14 protein-coding genes and 1 pseudogene are annotated in these 14,659 nt (G+C 40.1%); 7 read left to right on the forward strand and 8 right to left on the reverse strand.

Going from position 1 to position 14,659, the window contains the following annotated elements; all coding sequences use genetic code 11:
* Window positions 1–129 precede the first annotated feature (129 nt).
* The 7 genes from FTV32_RS13240 to FTV32_RS13270 all read left to right on the forward strand — a co-directional run bounded on the left by FTV32_RS13240 (window position 130) and on the right by FTV32_RS13270 (window position 8,134).
* Window positions 130–1,170: a lipase secretion chaperone gene (locus tag FTV32_RS13240; protein WP_180028912.1), complete on the forward strand. Its 1,041-nt coding sequence runs from the start codon at window positions 130–132 to the stop codon at window positions 1,168–1,170.
* Between the two features lie 37 nt (window positions 1,171–1,207).
* Window positions 1,208–2,194 (forward strand): triacylglycerol lipase, encoded by a 987-nt coding sequence (locus FTV32_RS13245; RefSeq protein WP_180028913.1) that lies wholly within the window; start codon window positions 1,208–1,210, stop codon window positions 2,192–2,194.
* 283 nt (window positions 2,195–2,477) lie between these two features.
* A complete protein-coding gene (locus FTV32_RS13250; RefSeq protein WP_180028914.1) occupies window positions 2,478–3,461 on the forward strand; it encodes a triacylglycerol lipase in 984 nt (327 codons plus the stop codon).
* A 218-nt stretch (window positions 3,462–3,679) separates the two neighbouring features.
* Complete coding sequence (locus tag FTV32_RS13255) at window positions 3,680–4,672, forward strand: lipase family alpha/beta hydrolase (RefSeq protein ID WP_373683360.1); 993 nt, start codon at window positions 3,680–3,682, stop codon at window positions 4,670–4,672.
* Between the two features lie 158 nt (window positions 4,673–4,830).
* Complete coding sequence (locus FTV32_RS13260) at window positions 4,831–5,805, forward strand: triacylglycerol lipase (protein WP_180028916.1); 975 nt, start codon at window positions 4,831–4,833, stop codon at window positions 5,803–5,805.
* A gap of 228 nt (window positions 5,806–6,033) precedes the next feature.
* Entirely contained in the window at window positions 6,034–7,011 is a 978-nt protein-coding gene (locus FTV32_RS13265) for a triacylglycerol lipase (protein ID WP_180028917.1), read from the forward strand.
* 142 nt (window positions 7,012–7,153) lie between these two features.
* Window positions 7,154–8,134, forward strand: a complete 981-nt coding sequence (locus FTV32_RS13270; RefSeq protein ID WP_180028918.1) for a triacylglycerol lipase — start codon at window positions 7,154–7,156, stop codon at window positions 8,132–8,134.
* A gap of 61 nt (window positions 8,135–8,195) precedes the next feature.
* Here the strand turns inward: FTV32_RS13270 and rplS are convergent, their stop codons facing one another.
* The 8 genes and pseudogenes from rplS to FTV32_RS13310 all read right to left on the reverse strand — a co-directional run.
* A complete protein-coding gene (gene rplS, locus FTV32_RS13275) occupies window positions 8,196–8,567 on the reverse strand; it encodes a 50S ribosomal protein L19 (protein WP_004787066.1) in 372 nt (123 codons plus the stop codon).
* Window positions 8,568–8,746: 179 nt separating this feature from the next.
* A complete protein-coding gene (trmD, locus tag FTV32_RS13280) occupies window positions 8,747–9,487 on the reverse strand; it encodes a tRNA (guanosine(37)-N1)-methyltransferase TrmD (RefSeq protein ID WP_092766672.1) in 741 nt (246 codons plus the stop codon).
* A gap of 26 nt (window positions 9,488–9,513) precedes the next feature.
* Entirely contained in the window at window positions 9,514–10,062 is a 549-nt protein-coding gene (gene rimM, locus FTV32_RS13285; protein WP_035264305.1) for a ribosome maturation factor RimM, read from the reverse strand.
* 18 nt (window positions 10,063–10,080) lie between these two features.
* Window positions 10,081–10,338, reverse strand: a complete 258-nt coding sequence (rpsP, locus tag FTV32_RS13290) for a 30S ribosomal protein S16 (protein ID WP_035264308.1) — start codon at window positions 10,336–10,338, stop codon at window positions 10,081–10,083.
* A gap of 144 nt (window positions 10,339–10,482) precedes the next feature.
* Window positions 10,483–10,947 carry a type IV pilin protein gene (locus FTV32_RS13295; protein ID WP_171260680.1) on the reverse strand — a complete coding sequence of 155 codons (465 nt, stop codon included), beginning with the start codon at window positions 10,945–10,947 and terminating at the stop codon, window positions 10,483–10,485.
* Window positions 10,931–11,428, reverse strand: a complete 498-nt coding sequence (locus FTV32_RS13300; RefSeq protein WP_180028919.1) for a type IV pilin protein — start codon at window positions 11,426–11,428, stop codon at window positions 10,931–10,933. The genes FTV32_RS13295 and FTV32_RS13300 overlap by 17 nt, the downstream gene beginning before the upstream one ends.
* A 9-nt stretch (window positions 11,429–11,437) precedes the next feature.
* Window positions 11,438–14,545, reverse strand: coding sequence for a PilC/PilY family type IV pilus protein (locus tag FTV32_RS13305; RefSeq protein WP_180028920.1), 3,108 nt, complete (start codon window positions 14,543–14,545; stop codon window positions 11,438–11,440).
* A gap of 14 nt (window positions 14,546–14,559) precedes the next feature.
* Window positions 14,560–14,659, reverse strand: a pseudogene (locus FTV32_RS13310) (IS1 family transposase); the annotation flags it as partial.

Here is a 14,659-nt window from a genome sequence, read left to right on the forward strand (position 1 = left end):
AGTAAAATACTGCTATTTTATCAAATCCATTTATCGAATATTGATTAAATTTTTATGCATAAAATGTGACATTTGTGGCAAATTATTCTACACCATTAATAATAACTAAATGATTTCATAGGATGTGAAATGAATTCAAAAGCTAAATTGAAAATTACTCTGCTGATTGTGGCCTGTCTGGTCGTTTTATTTCTTCTCTTTCAATGGTTGAAACCTGACTCAGCTGAATCTGTTGAAAACTCACAACGAGCAGCACAAGATGCCGAAATTCAATCAGAAAATATGGCGCTACAACAAAGTACAACCGTGAATGGTTCTAGCTTTGCAAGTAAAAGTCAGCAAGATATTCAAATCAATTGTCAAATCCAAACCGATAATGCCAACCGTTTGATTGTGAATGAAAATACTAAGAACTGTTTTGAGTTTTTTATTACCCAATACGGTGAAAAAGAGATTCCGCAAATCAAGGCTGATTTTATTAAATTTGCTCAAAGCACCTATCAAGAACTATTACTAGGTCAACTGACAGATTTATGGTCACGTTATGTTCAATATCGTGAAAAAATGGGAGACCTAACACCACCAAACCATGACAAAGAAAGTGCGCAGTATTACAAAGCTATTTTTAATCAGATGAAATCATTACGTAAACAATTTTTTTCAGACTATGAAATTGAAGGTTTATTTGGTATCGAAGATGAATATCATGATTATACCTTGGCTCGCATGAGTGTCATGGAAGATAAAAATTTATCTGAAAAACAAAAAGCCGATAAATTAAAAGAACTGTTCAATGATCTACCTGAAGATTGGAAAGAAAATTTAAAACAACTTTCTCAACTCGAAGATCTTCGTCAATTAACTGCAGAAATTAAAGCTCGTGGTGGTAGTGCAGAAGAAATTCGTCAAATGCGTCTCAGTTTAGTCGGTCCTGAAGCAACACAACGTCTAGAAAATCTTGATGGACAGCGCTCAAATTGGAAAAGCAAGGTCAATCAATATTTATCTGAACGTGACAGCATTGTAAAAAGTAATATGAGCCCTAGTGCAAAGCAGGAAGCTGTACAACGCCTCCGTTCTCAACATTTTAATAATTCACAAGAGCAACTTCGGGTAGAAACATTCGAGCAAGTTCATGATCAAGGCGGTCAACTTCCTTTTGCCGATTAATCTTTTCAAGTAACACATTCATTCACAGGGAAGAACGATGAAAAACTTAAAACTTAAATTGATACCTACGACGTTAGCATTCGTCACAACGCTATGCTTATCAAGCTCATTCACTGCCCACGCAGGTCCGGGATTACTCGAAGTAAATGAGACAAAGATCGGTAGTTACGCAAAAACCAAATATCCTATTGTGATGACACACGGTTGGTTAGGCTGGTCTCGCATAGGCAATGAAACATTCAATATTGACTATTGGTATCAAATCTTACCTGATCTATCGCGCCATGGTGCACGCGTTTTTGCAGCACAACTCTCACCTGCTCATACGACTGAATTTCGAGGAGAACAATTAATTTCTCAGGTTGAAGAAGTAATTGCGATCACTGGGCAGAAAAAGGTCAATCTGATTGGTCATTCGCACGGCGGACCGACTGTGCGTTATGTTGCAGCAGTAAAACCCGACTATGTTGCTTCTGTTACTGGTGTAGGAGGGACTTTCAGAGGTTCTATGGTCGCAGATAAAATTCAAAATAATGAAGCAACTCGAACAATATTTAATATTTTAGGGGATTACATCATTCCCCCATTAATTGCTTATGCACAAGGTCGTCCTGATATGCCGATCAGCTTTGATGCTTCGATGAAATCATTAACTGAAACAGGCTCTGCTGCATTTAATGAACGTTTTCCAACAAAAGCTCTCGCGTCAAGTTGTACTCGTTTAGGCAACCCAATAGACAACGGAATCTTTTATTATTCTTGGACTGGTGTTGCACAAACCACCAACCTCTTAGATATCGATACCATTTTAATGCAGCTAGGGCCTTTAGCGTATGGCAATAAAGATAATGATGGCATGGTTGGGCGCTGTAGCACGCATATTGGACGTGTAATTCGTGATGATTACAAACTAAATCATACCGATTTAGCTAATATGATGTTCGGTCTCAAAGGTTTATTTGCCCCAGATCCTATTTCACTTTATCGCCAGCATGCCAATCGTTTGAAACTGACAGGACTCTAGACGCACAAAATAGCGCAGTTAAATGGAAAGCTATTCATCAGAATAACTTTTCCGACCATCAGCGACTCTCGACAAAATTTAAATAATGCTTTTTGAACACATTTGCTAATGATTAAATCCTTTAATTATTTAAACTTTTGATTCTTTTTTGCTTTTTATATGTTAATTCGGCAAGCTAAATTGGCATTTTTTGTATCTTGTTGCATTCAATAACATCTTTTAAGGTCTTCTGTATGTTCATCTGGAAGAACATCATAGATTCACTAAAAAACTAGGAATAATAATGAAAATAAAACACATTCTAGGCTCGCTGGTGACAGCGCTATGTCTAACATCTACGACAACTTATGCTACTCAAGCTCAACAGATCAAAGTCTCAAGTGTCAAATCTGATTATGCCAAAACGAAATATCCTATTGTATTCGCTCATGGAATGGTTGGATTTATACGTTTGGGCACTGAAAGTCTAGGCATGGATTACTGGTATCAAATTTTACCTGATCTAGCAAGAAACGGTGCAAACACATGGGCGGCTAGAATGTCTCCTTTCAATTCTTCTGAAGTCCGAGGTGAACAATATGTTCAACAACTTGAAGAAGTCATGGCGATTACTGGTGCTGACAAACTCAATCTGATTGGTCATAGTCATGGTGCAAACTCTGTTCGTTATGCCGCAGGTGTAATGCCTGAACATGTTGCATCGGTGATGACTGTAGCCGGTGCCAACAAAGGCACAATCATCGCGTCAGATGTATTAAAAATCGCAGATAAAACAGGAACATCAGAGCTACTGAATGTTCTCATCAGCACTTTTGGTAAAGTCATTATGTGGGCGCAAGGTCTTCCTGCTGATACGTTCCCACATGATGCGATGGCCGCTGGTGTGAGTACATCTGTTGAAGGAACTGCCTTGTTTAATCAAAAATTCCCTCTCGGTTTACCATTAACCCACTGTGGCGAAGGTGCTTATCAAGAAAAAGGAATTCATTTATATTCAATGACAGGAAACAAGCCTTTTACGAATGCCTTGGATCTAGGTGACCCTGTCATGGTTCTACTTGACCGTTTGTCGGTTCATAAAGCAGGAAAAAATGATGGCATCGTTCCAGTTTGTAGTGCCCATTTTGGTAAAACTATTCGTGATGACTTTCCGTGGAATCATTTAGATGAGGTGAACTTGCTGTTCGGAATTAAAGGACTTTTTGCTCCTGACCCAGTTGCAGTTTATAGACAGCACGCCAACCGCCTTAAATTACAAGGACTTTAAATCTCTAGCTCTTTAATTGAGTAATTGCTTTCAAATTCATTAAGCTGGATTTGAAAGCAGATTCAAATCTTCATCAAGATAGTTCATTGATCAAATCTACCTCTCTTTTTTAACCTTAAAAATTTACCATTCATCTATTCGATATTTAAAATGTGATTTACATCACTATAATCAATTTAACTCTAGGATTAGGGTTTGATAATAAAAAGTTGAGGATGATGATGAAATACAACAAAATTATGGCGTGCCTACTTACGTCTGCAGCTTGCTTAACGACTCAATTATCTAATGGTTCTGCATTAGAAGTGAAACCTGTGACCTCGACACTTGGCAAATACAATACCTACGCAAAAACTAAATACCCAATCGTATTTGCACATGGACTAACAGGATTTGTCCGTCTTGGTACAGAGAGCTTTGGTTTAGATTATTGGCACCAAATCCTGCCAGATCTAGCGCGTAATGGTGCCAATGTCTGGCCTACACGAGTATCTCCATTCAACTCCAACGAAATTCGTGGAGAGCAATTGCTTCAACAAGTTGAAGATATTTTAGCCATTACTGGTGCACAAAAAGTGAACTTAATTGGGCATAGTCAAGGTGGACCATCAATACGTTATATTGGTGGAACAATTCCTGAACATGTGGCATCCATGACCACTGTCGCTGGTGTGAATAAAGGATCACCTATGGCAGACTTTATCTTGCGTTCAGAAGGAACAGGACTTGATACTGTGCTTGCGACAGCGATGAATTTTGTCTCGGGAGCAATTGTTTGGGCACAAGGATTAAATGCGAAAAGCCTGCCACATGATTCGCTTGCCTCGGCTAAAAGTTTATCTACAGCAGGCTCATTAGCATTTACAGAACGTTTCCCTGCGGGTGTACCAACCACAAAATGTGGTGAGGGTGCATATCAAGTCAATGGCATGCGTATGTATTCATTTACTGGTAATACACCGTTTACCAATGCCCTTGATCCATCGGATTATGCAATGCAAGCGGCATCTTTCATTGTATCTAAGGAAGGTGCAAATGATGGTTTAGTCCCAGTTTGCAGTGCTCGCTTCGGACAAACGATTCGGGATGATTACCGTTGGAATCATTTAGATGAGGTCAATCAAATGATAGGGATGACTAGCATTTTTGCAGCAGATCCAGTATCAGTTTATCGACAACACGCAAATCGTTTGAAACTTCAAGGACTATAATCTTCTCAAGCCTCCATACGCTCATCACGAAATTATGGAGGCTTATCTTAAAAATTGTTCCCTAAAGTTTAAATCCACTTTTCTTTCCTTTTGCTTCGCTATACTCTTATTGTGACAACGGAAATTGTCGAGTATTTCAATCCATCTAAGGAATAGAGATGAGAAAATTTATTTTGGGGACATGCCTCTCTTTCGCATGTTTAATTGGCACGAGTTACGCTGCTACAGCACCTGAACAAGTGACTTCAAAATTTCAAACTACTTATGCAAAAACCCAGTATCCAATCGTATTTAGTCACGGAATGTCTGGTTTTATCCGTATTGGCACTGATCCACTCGGTGTAGATTATTGGTATCAAATTTTACCTGATCTCGCCCGTAACGGTGCAAATGTATGGGCTTCCCGTGTATCGCCATTTAACTCATCAGAAATTCGGGGTGAGCAACTTTTACATCAAGTTGAAGAAGTCATTGCACTCACTGGATCGCCTAAGGTCAATCTAATCGGTCACTCTCACGGCGGGCCCACAATTCGATATGTCGCAGGTGTAAGACCTGAATTAGTCGCATCAATGACAGCGATTGGGGCGCCACATCAAGGCTCACCAGTGTCTGATTTTATATTAAAAATTCGTGATACAGCACCAATCCTTGAAACACCTATTGTGGCTGTAGTCAATCTACTGTCTAAAGCTATTATTTGGGCACAGGGACTTGATCCAGTATCCTTCCCTCATGACTCACTTGCGGGAGCTAATAGTTTGAGCTTAGCAGGATCAGCAATATTTAATCAAAAATATCCTATAGGCGTTCCTCAAAACTCATGCTCTGAAGGTTTATATCGTGAACAAGGAATATATAACTATTCCTTTACGGGTATCGGAACGGTCACAAACCCACTTGATGTAGACTCAGCTTTAAAAATTACCAGTTTATTAATTGATGGTGGTCAAGAGAATGATGGTCTAGTTTCACGCTGTAGTGCGAAATTCGGTAAAACCATCCGTGATGATCTCAATTGGAATCATCTAGATGAAGTCAATCAAGTGCTTGGTTTAAAAAGTGTCTTTGCGCCAGATCCAGTCTCGATGTATCGTCAACATGCAAATCGCCTTAAACAACAAGGTCTCTAATATATTTTTTTGTCTGCACTCATCTCTAGATGGGTCCAGACTGTTTAAATAGCCCTCATTAGCATGACATATCTATCCTATAAATGAGTCACCCATCCAATTTATATCAATAAATTTGCACTTTATCTCTTTTTTATAGACTTAAGTCACAATCTTAGTATCTTAAATTATGGCGATGGATATCGCCTGAATCATAAAAATAAACGAATCACTGAATGAGTATCGAAAATGAAACTAAAAAAATTAGTCATGAGCCTATGCATAGGTTCATGTTTTCTTCCTGTTGCACAAGCCTCAACGCAAATTAAAGATTTAGCCGTTAACCATACCGTCAAAACACCTAAATCAAATTATGCACAAACCCAATACCCTATTGTGCTTGCCCATGGCTTATTTGGCTTTGGTAGTATGGTCGGTGTTGACTACTTTTATCAGATCACTCCTGATCTTGCTCGAAATGGTGCAAACATCTGGCAAACACGTGTTTCAACGATGAACTCAAGTGAAGTGCGAGGCGAACAAGCACTGAGTCAAGTTGAAGAGATACTTGCCATTACCGGTAAGCAAAAAGTGAATTTAATCGGACATAGTCATGGTGGTCAGACTGTTCGATATATTGCAGGTGTTATACCTGATCATGTCGCATCTGTTACGACAATTGCTTCTGGAAATCAAGGAGCAAGAATGGCTGATATACTAGAAGGTGTTCTGGTAGGTAATATTTTAGAAGCACCTGCACGCGCGATTTTTGACAATCTGGTATCGCCAGTGATTACATTCGCATCTGGTCTTGATCCAAAAGTCTTTCCTTATGATGCTAAAGCAGCCCTACAAAGTTTAGGAACGAAAGAATCACTCCAATTTAGTCAGAATTTTCCAAATGGTGTACCTACAACCCAATGTGGCGAAGGGACTTATCGTGTCAACAATACTCATTATTATTCATTTATGGGTAACTCTCCATTTAATACCGCTTTAGATCCATCTGATTATGGCATGTTAGCTTCTTCTCTTTTGGCTGAAAAAGATGGAGATGGAATTGTAGGGCGTTGCTCCGCTCGATTTGGCAAGGTCATTCGTGATAATTATAAATGGAATCATTTAGATGAAATTAACCATCTACTCGGTTTAAAAAGCATTTTTGCACCAAGCGCTGTAGATGTTTATCGTCAGCATGCAAATCGACTTAAACTCCAAGGGCTATAAAACCTAAACACAAAGGGTGAGCTTTTCACCCTTTCTTTCAGTTTAATAATGATTAACATTTAGTCGGATTTATCTTATTTTTGTTTAGTTTTTCTTTACAATATTTTTTGACAATAAATATTGTCTTTTTAAGGAAGAAAAAATGAAAACAAAAAAAATGATCCCAGCACTTCTGCTAAGTCTGGTAGGATTATCTCAACTTACATATGCTTCCGGCCTGATCGATGTCGAAGCTAAATACGTAAATACCAATTATGCGCAAACTAAGTACCCTATTGTTATGGCCCATGGCTTTGCATTAGGTTTTAGCCGCATTGGTACAGAACATTTCGGTTTAGATCAGTTCTATCAAATTACCCCTGACCTCGCACGAAATGGTGCACGTGTTTTTGTCGCTCAAATGTCTCCTGTCGCATCAACTGTGGTTCGTGGTGAGCAACTGTTACAACAAGTAGAAACAGCTTTAGCTATTACGGGTAAAGACAAGGTCAATTTGATCGGCCATAGTCATGGAGGACCTACTGTACGTTACATTGAAGCCATTGCTCCTGAGAAAGTTGCTTCTCTAACTGCTGTTGCAGGCAGTATTAAGGGCTCTCCCCTAGGAGATACTTTCGTAAATAGTAAAGTGCTTAATAGTGTAGCAAAATTAGTTATTGGTGATATTTTGGCACCTGCAATTTCAATTATGGAAGGTAATCCAAGTCTTAGCGTTAATTACGAGCAATCCATGTATGATCTTTCTGTAAAAGGTTCTTTAGAATTTAATCAAAAGTTCCCATCTGCTGCGATCCCGAAAGACTGTAATTCTAACGGTTCATCACAAACGGCTAACGGCGTATATCATTATTCTTGGATTGGTTCTTCAAAGGTGACTAATGTTCTCGATATTTTAGATACCGCAATTGTTGTCTTAGGGACAGCGATTATGCCTAATGAACGCAATCACGATGGTCTCGTGCCTATTTGTAGTGCTAAATACGGTAAAGTAATTCGTGATAATTACAACTTAAATCATTTTGATGAAGTCAATCAAATACTTGGGCTTAAAGGCTTCTTTGCTCCTGATCCAGTATCAATCTTTAGACAACATGCCAATCGTTTGAAGATTCAAGGTTTGTAAGTTTTGATCATAAAAAAATGCGCCAAAAGGCGCATTTTTTTGCTTCGAAGCAAGGCTAAAATTAACCTTGTTTACGAGCTGGTAACTTTTCACGAATACGTGCAGCTTTACCAGAAAGTTCACGTAGGTAATAAAGTTTAGCACGACGAACGTCACCACGACGTTTAACTTCGATTTTAGCTACGATTGGTGAATGAGTTTGGAAAACACGCTCAACACCAACACCGCTAGAAATTTTACGTACTGTGAACGCAGAGTTCAAACCACGGTTTTTCTTAGCGATTACAACGCCTTCGAACGCTTGTAGACGTTCACGGTCGCCTTCTTTTACTTTTACTTGGACAACTACTGTGTCACCTGGTGCAAAAGCTGGGATGTCTTGTTTAAGCTGAGCATTTTCTACAGCTTGTACTAAAGGATGCTTACCGCTCATGGGGTATCTCCAATATGTGTGGGTCAGAAGAGGTCTGATATCCACTGGGGCTAGAGGCTAAGGCGCATAGACCCGATTGACTTTCCCTTCATGCTTGACCGCTTCAATGCATAAAGAGCCTATTTAATACTTCAAGCAATATGCTTGAGGTCATATTTGCTTAAATAAATCTAAAAGATTTATTTTTGCGAATCTTTGAGCCATTTCTTTTGCTGCTTAGTCAACTCAACTTTTTCAACCAATTCAGGTCGACGTTCAAGCGTTCGTTGATAGCGCTGCAAAAAACGCCATTTTTCAATATTTGCATGATGACCTGATTTTAGTACCTCAGGCACATCCAAACCTTCAAAATGATCAGGCTTTGTATATTGCGGACAGTCGAGTAAACCATCCACAAATGAGTCTTGAACGTGTGATTGTTCATCAGACATTGCACCCGGAAGTCTCCGAATAATACTGTCCAATAAAACCATCGCAGGCAGTTCTCCCCCAGATAAAACGTAATCCCCTATGGACCATTCCTGATCAACATATTTTTGGATCAAACGCTCATCAACACCTTCATAACGACCACACAATACAATTAATCCGTCATATTGCACGAAATCTTGTACTGAAGGTTCATTTAAGGTTTTACCTTGTGGCGACATATACACCACAGGTACATGAACAGCACCTGCTTGCGTTGCAAGCTCTTTGGCACGATGAATTGCTTTTGCCAATGGCTCAGCCATCATCACCATACCAGGACCACCACCAAATGGACGCTCATCCACTCGTTTGTAGTTCCCTGTTGCAAAATCACGAGGATTAATACAATGAATTTGCATTAAATCGCGTTTCGCTGCGCGACCGCTAATACCAAAACTTGTAATCGCTTCAAACATTTCAGGAAAAAGCGTAATGACTGCAAAAAACATCGCAGACTCCCGTATTTCCGAAAATATTAGTAATCTACGCCCCAATTGACATAGATACGACCAGTTTCGAGATCAACGCGTTGCACCACATCTTTATGCCATGGAATCATTCGCTCTTCGCCATCGACACTGTCAGCAGTTGCGCGAACTACCATCACATCGTTAGCACCTGTTTCAAACAATTCGTGGATTTGACCAAGATTGACTTCTTGCTCTTCATCATCCAGACCTAACACTGTTAGACCCTTTAGATCAGACCAATAATACTCGTCCACGCCTGGTTGAGGCAGTTGCGATTTAGAAATCCAGATATTTGCGCCAACTAAATTGTCTGCTGCAGTACGATCACTCACACCTTTCAGCGAAACAACTAAGCCTTTGCCATGTGGCTTCCAACGTTTCACATCTACAATTTGCCAACCTGCTTTGGTCTCGATGTACCAAGGCAGATAGTCAAATATGTTGCTCATAGGTTCTGTATTGGAATAGACCCAGAGCCACCCATTTAATCCATAAGCTGAACGTAGCTGTCCAATCTGAATACGATCTTCGGGAACATTCTGTGTTGGTGTCATGGGCTAGCTTCTACCGTATTAAACAGCAGCTGCAGCTTTTTTAGCTTGAGCAGCTAATGAAGCAACACGTTCAGAAGGTTGAGCACCTTGAGCAACCCAGTGAGCGAAACGATCAGCATCTAAACGAAGTTTTTCTGCTTTACCTTGAGCTGTAGGGTTGAAGAAACCGATACGTTCGATGAAACGACCGTCACGTGCATTACGGCTATCAGTCACGATGATTTGATAGAACGGACGTTTTTTAGCACCACCGCGTGCAAGACGAATAACAACCATGATAGAACCTTATAGTTTTTACGGATTATCCCTGCACCGACCATCGATACATTTCAAACCCCTTTCATAGAGGGCAGTATTTTACGTGAACTTTGATCCGATTGAAAGCTCAAAAATTATTTATCCACATTTTTGAATTTAAATTTATTTTCCATCCCAGTTTGTACTTGAAGAAGGCGTACAAGAAGCTGCTTTCACCCAACATTTTTCATTGGCTTCATTTATGACAAAGTGACCATCTGTTTGCATCAATTTTCCACTCACAGGCACTGCACTCAACACCCAACTGTTGTTGGTTACATCTGATATACCAACCGTATAGACAGGATCATAATGCGGAACTTCAACTCGATTTTGCGCATTGGTCTGAAATCCCAATTCAGCTAACGTGACTGCTTTGCCATCCGATTTAATATAACTGTAATTCGCAACCTGATAGTGCTGAAGTCGAGCTGCAATATCTGCCAATGTGGTTTTTACTTCGACACGTTTAGTTTTACGAACATATTCTTGGTAGGACGGATAGGCAATCATGGCTAAAATTCCAATGATGACCACTGCAATCATAATCTCTACTAAAGTAAATCCTGAATTACCATTGTTTTGCATTTGCACCACATCCTGTATATGCATTGACTTCTTTTAAGTCATTTTCCACCAAATATTCTGTTTTACAACGAATACCCTGACTCGTAGCCAAAAACGCATCATAGCCTGTCTGCGTTGGTACAGCTCGAATCCCCCATGCCCGTCCCAAGCCCTGATCTGAACTTAATAAGGTTTTAGGTGTTTTTTCACTGATATCGGCAATACTAATCACATATTTTGGTTTCTTCGCATCAGGCAGGGAAATACTCGTCATTGATGTATCTTGATCGTAAATATACTTCGCATCAAAACCTCGATAGGAAAAACTGCGACTTTTATAGCGTTCAAGTTGTTCAATAATTTTGGATACTTCTTGCTGAGCCTGTGCAGCAGCATTACGTTTTAAATAACTTTGGTATGATGGCACTGCGATTGTCATCAATATGGCAATTATCACTACAACAACCATCAACTCAATCAGCGTAAAACCTTTTTGATTCATGGTAACCACCTACTGACGCTCAAACCAGTTATAAGCTTTCAGCACTTTGGTTGTGATATAGTTGGTATAACCACCGCCCAGCAAAGTCGTTTTCTTTTTACCATTCTGGACAATAGGTACGCTGTTTAGCTTACTAATCCCATCAGACTTAGTGTCTGAGATTTCTGCCACAATTTTATTTTGAAGATTAGACGTTGATCCAGCATCTCCACAAACACCATACGGCAAGCAAAGCTTTAAGGTACGACTTGCTCCTTTAATGCCCCCAGTACATTGGTTCGGTTGTTGTGACGATGCATCATTTGGATTGTATAAAGACACATATAAATCTGAATGACTTGGACTATTTGCGATCGCAATATAACCATTTAATGCTTTAACTGTACCAGTATTCGCTGTTTCGTTTTTAGCCGTTGTTCGTTGCAACACATAGAACCAACCACGCTTATTACGGTTCATCAGATGTGGCACTGTTGTACCTGATAAATTAGACCATGCAGTTAAATGAGCTTCGGTAAGGTTTTGTGTTTTAGCAAAATTCGCTTGAAACAAATTCGGTTGTGCCAAGTCATAATCATGTAACACATAGACTCGATTGTCATAAATATTGCTGGTATTTAATGGAAAGCTGCGATTTCCTGACGCAATACTCACCGCACCAAATCGCTCACCATTCAGATCATGGATGGTCAAAGCAGGCATTTCATAAAAACGTTGGTGATACGCACTAAAATCAGCAAGACGTGTCACTCGTCCAAACGCGGTTGTATTCGTTCCAAGACGATTATTGAGATCGACGCGCCACACTTGCCCACCTAAATCACCAAAATATAGGTGATCGATCAAACCATCCGTATTGCGGTCAAATGCTTTAATTTGACTGACCACACTATATTTCATCTCAGCATGCTTAACATCAACACTGGTTTGATTCGATTGGTTGCCATAGCGTGCATTCCACAATAATTCGCCCGTTTCAGCATCAAAAATATAGACGCCCGCCCCTTGATTAGCTCGTTGACCAGTTAATGCAGATTGAGGCTGATAACCATCCGTTTCATAGGCCATATCATAGCCACCACCCACAATCATGACCGTTTTAACTTTGCCGTCAAAACGAATTTTAGCAATGGTAGGTTTAGACCAACTATATCCCATAGCTTTTAAGGCATCTGATTGATTTGTGCCACTCACTGATGTTGATTTACTCTTTATCGTTCCAGAACTTGGATCAACATGGAAAAGTAATTCAGGTTGGTTCGGATTTTTCATATCCAAGGCATAATAACTACGCCCACCCATGCGCATACCACCATAAATGTTGGCTTTCGCAGCAATAAACTTATTGTTGTTCTGATCAATCTTATATTGAACATCTGAAGTCCATGATCCATCCATGCCATAAATAGGATGCGCAGATGACAATAGTGTATTGGACTGTTCAAGTAACGCGTCTCGTCGACTTGGATCTTGAACCATTTCATGAGGTAAGAAACTAAATGCCTCTTCACCAGTTTCTTGATCCACAACATGCAATAATCCTTGCATCGTCCCAAATACCACGTAATCTTTTCGATGAGTCGCATTACGGGTATTCGCTAATATAGTACCAGACCCCGCGTTATATTTTGCTTCGAGCGTCACCAACAATGGTTCCGAGTGAACAACGCCTCCCATTTGCTGCATCACCTTAAGATCTTTAACCTTATTTAGATCATTCCAAATGTATCCAGCAGGTAAGCCACTTAAGTAGTTTTTATCAAGTCGATAACCCAAAGCCAACAGTAAATAGGGTTGATATACATTTTGTCGCCACCCCGACTTGGTTGAATCAATATAGGTCGCGGCCAGCACATTCTGTGTCGTTAATTTCGTCAGTTGTCCATTCTCAGAACCTACCAATCGTTTTGCTTGATCACCCGTTGTGGCAATCGTTGCATTGGTGAATAACGGGCGCGTTTTTATTTTGTCTGTAGCAGTAACACCTGCTAGTGGTGAAGGTGTGGCAATCCGAGAGAACACGCCCCCTTGAATTGCACTCAAACCATCATCTATTCCAGTATTGTTCCAAAAATCCTGCGTATTGGTTCGTATTGCACCTGATCGATCAAGTACCTCTTTCCCCGCACGATCAATCATCACAGCTTGAGCGTTAATACTGTATTTCTTTAAGTTCCCTAACCATAATTGATGTGTGGAAGCCAATACCGAATTTGCTGTGCTCACCTGTGGTTGAAACTGCGGTGCGAATACATAAGGATATGCTGAACTTGTTGATAAACGGTCAAATGGCACCACATAAGTACCAAAACTAGCAGCCTCAAAGTTACCGTGAGAGACGGCAACCAAGAAGGTATTCAATGCATTCTGAATATCTTCACCAGAAGTCGCTTGGGTATACCCCCCAATTTCTTGGCGAGTCCCGTAGGTATCCCCTTTACCAATCACATTCCCCAACTGTTTTAATGCTTGAGCATTCATACTATTGGAAATGTCATTTCCAGAACCTGTATAGCTACTATCAAAAGTACAATGATCGTATAGACCGTCATTGTCATAATCACGACAGGTTTCTCGTGGATGCTTTTGGAATAAGGGACCAAAACCTACAGTAGATGTATAAACACGCTTCTGATTCGCATCGCTGGTCATCTGTGTTTGATTTGCCAAACGCTGAACCATCTTACCTACGCAAGCCCATGAACTACGGTTTTGCCAGGTGGTTTGATTGGCTGACACAGCATTACCAATATCATCTTCATAAAAACGATAAGGCTGAGTCGCCATTTCCTTAAACTCACCATTGAAGGTCACTGCACCACCGAGACCTTTGGCATTACCGTAATTGTAATAGACATCTTTTAAGGGCGAGCCTTCACAAGTAAAACTTTCATCTGCCAACGCGTTTTGCATAACAGGGAGTACTGTCTTTGGTCTCAAACCAACTGGCGCCCCATCTGTTAAGAAAAAAACACCTTGCGTACTACATTGGGCATCACTGTTATTCAACTTGTTGAGTGGCGCTCTATAACTACCATCCGCTTTACGAATATCCGCTGGCGCAAATGATGCTCCAGATAAACCACGGCTATAATTGGAATATTGGTGGTGTTTCAAAAAGTATGCTGGCGTTAAACAAATCCGTTATTAAGGTAAAAGAAAGTCAAATCAAAGGCTTTAAAATGATTTTCGAGCTTTTTAGAAAAGTTGCAACTTCTCCTAAATCCACGC

It is taken from the genome of Acinetobacter sp. YH16032, assembly GCF_013417345.1.
Taxonomy (GTDB): Bacteria; Pseudomonadota; Gammaproteobacteria; order Pseudomonadales; family Moraxellaceae; genus Acinetobacter.

Bases quoted from the DNA above. Each gene is read 5' to 3' on its own strand.
- FTV32_RS13240 (WP_180028912.1), top strand. From the start codon at position 130: ATGAATTCAAAAGCTAAATTGAAAATTACTCTGCTGATTGTGGCCTGT.
- rimM (WP_035264305.1), bottom strand. From the start codon at position 10,062: ATGACACCAACACAGAATGTTCCCGAAGATCGTATTCAGATTGGACAG.
- rpsP (WP_035264308.1), bottom strand. From the start codon at position 10,338: ATGGTTGTTATTCGTCTTGCACGCGGTGGTGCTAAAAAACGTCCGTTC.
- FTV32_RS13295 (WP_171260680.1), bottom strand. From the start codon at position 10,947: ATGCAAAACAATGGTAATTCAGGATTTACTTTAGTAGAGATTATGATT.
- FTV32_RS13250 (WP_180028914.1), top strand. From the start codon at position 2,478: ATGAAAATAAAACACATTCTAGGCTCGCTGGTGACAGCGCTATGTCTA.
- trmD (WP_092766672.1), bottom strand. From the start codon at position 9,487: ATGTTTTTTGCAGTCATTACGCTTTTTCCTGAAATGTTTGAAGCGATT.
- FTV32_RS13245 (WP_180028913.1), top strand. From the start codon at position 1,208: ATGAAAAACTTAAAACTTAAATTGATACCTACGACGTTAGCATTCGTC.
- rplS (WP_004787066.1), bottom strand. From the start codon at position 8,567: ATGAGCGGTAAGCATCCTTTAGTACAAGCTGTAGAAAATGCTCAGCTT.
- FTV32_RS13265 (WP_180028917.1), top strand. From the start codon at position 6,034: ATGAAACTAAAAAAATTAGTCATGAGCCTATGCATAGGTTCATGTTTT.
- FTV32_RS13270 (WP_180028918.1), top strand. From the start codon at position 7,154: ATGAAAACAAAAAAAATGATCCCAGCACTTCTGCTAAGTCTGGTAGGA.
- FTV32_RS13260 (WP_180028916.1), top strand. From the start codon at position 4,831: ATGAGAAAATTTATTTTGGGGACATGCCTCTCTTTCGCATGTTTAATT.
- FTV32_RS13300 (WP_180028919.1), bottom strand. From the start codon at position 11,428: ATGAATCAAAAAGGTTTTACGCTGATTGAGTTGATGGTTGTTGTAGTG.
- FTV32_RS13255 (WP_373683360.1), top strand. From the start codon at position 3,680: ATGATGAAATACAACAAAATTATGGCGTGCCTACTTACGTCTGCAGCT.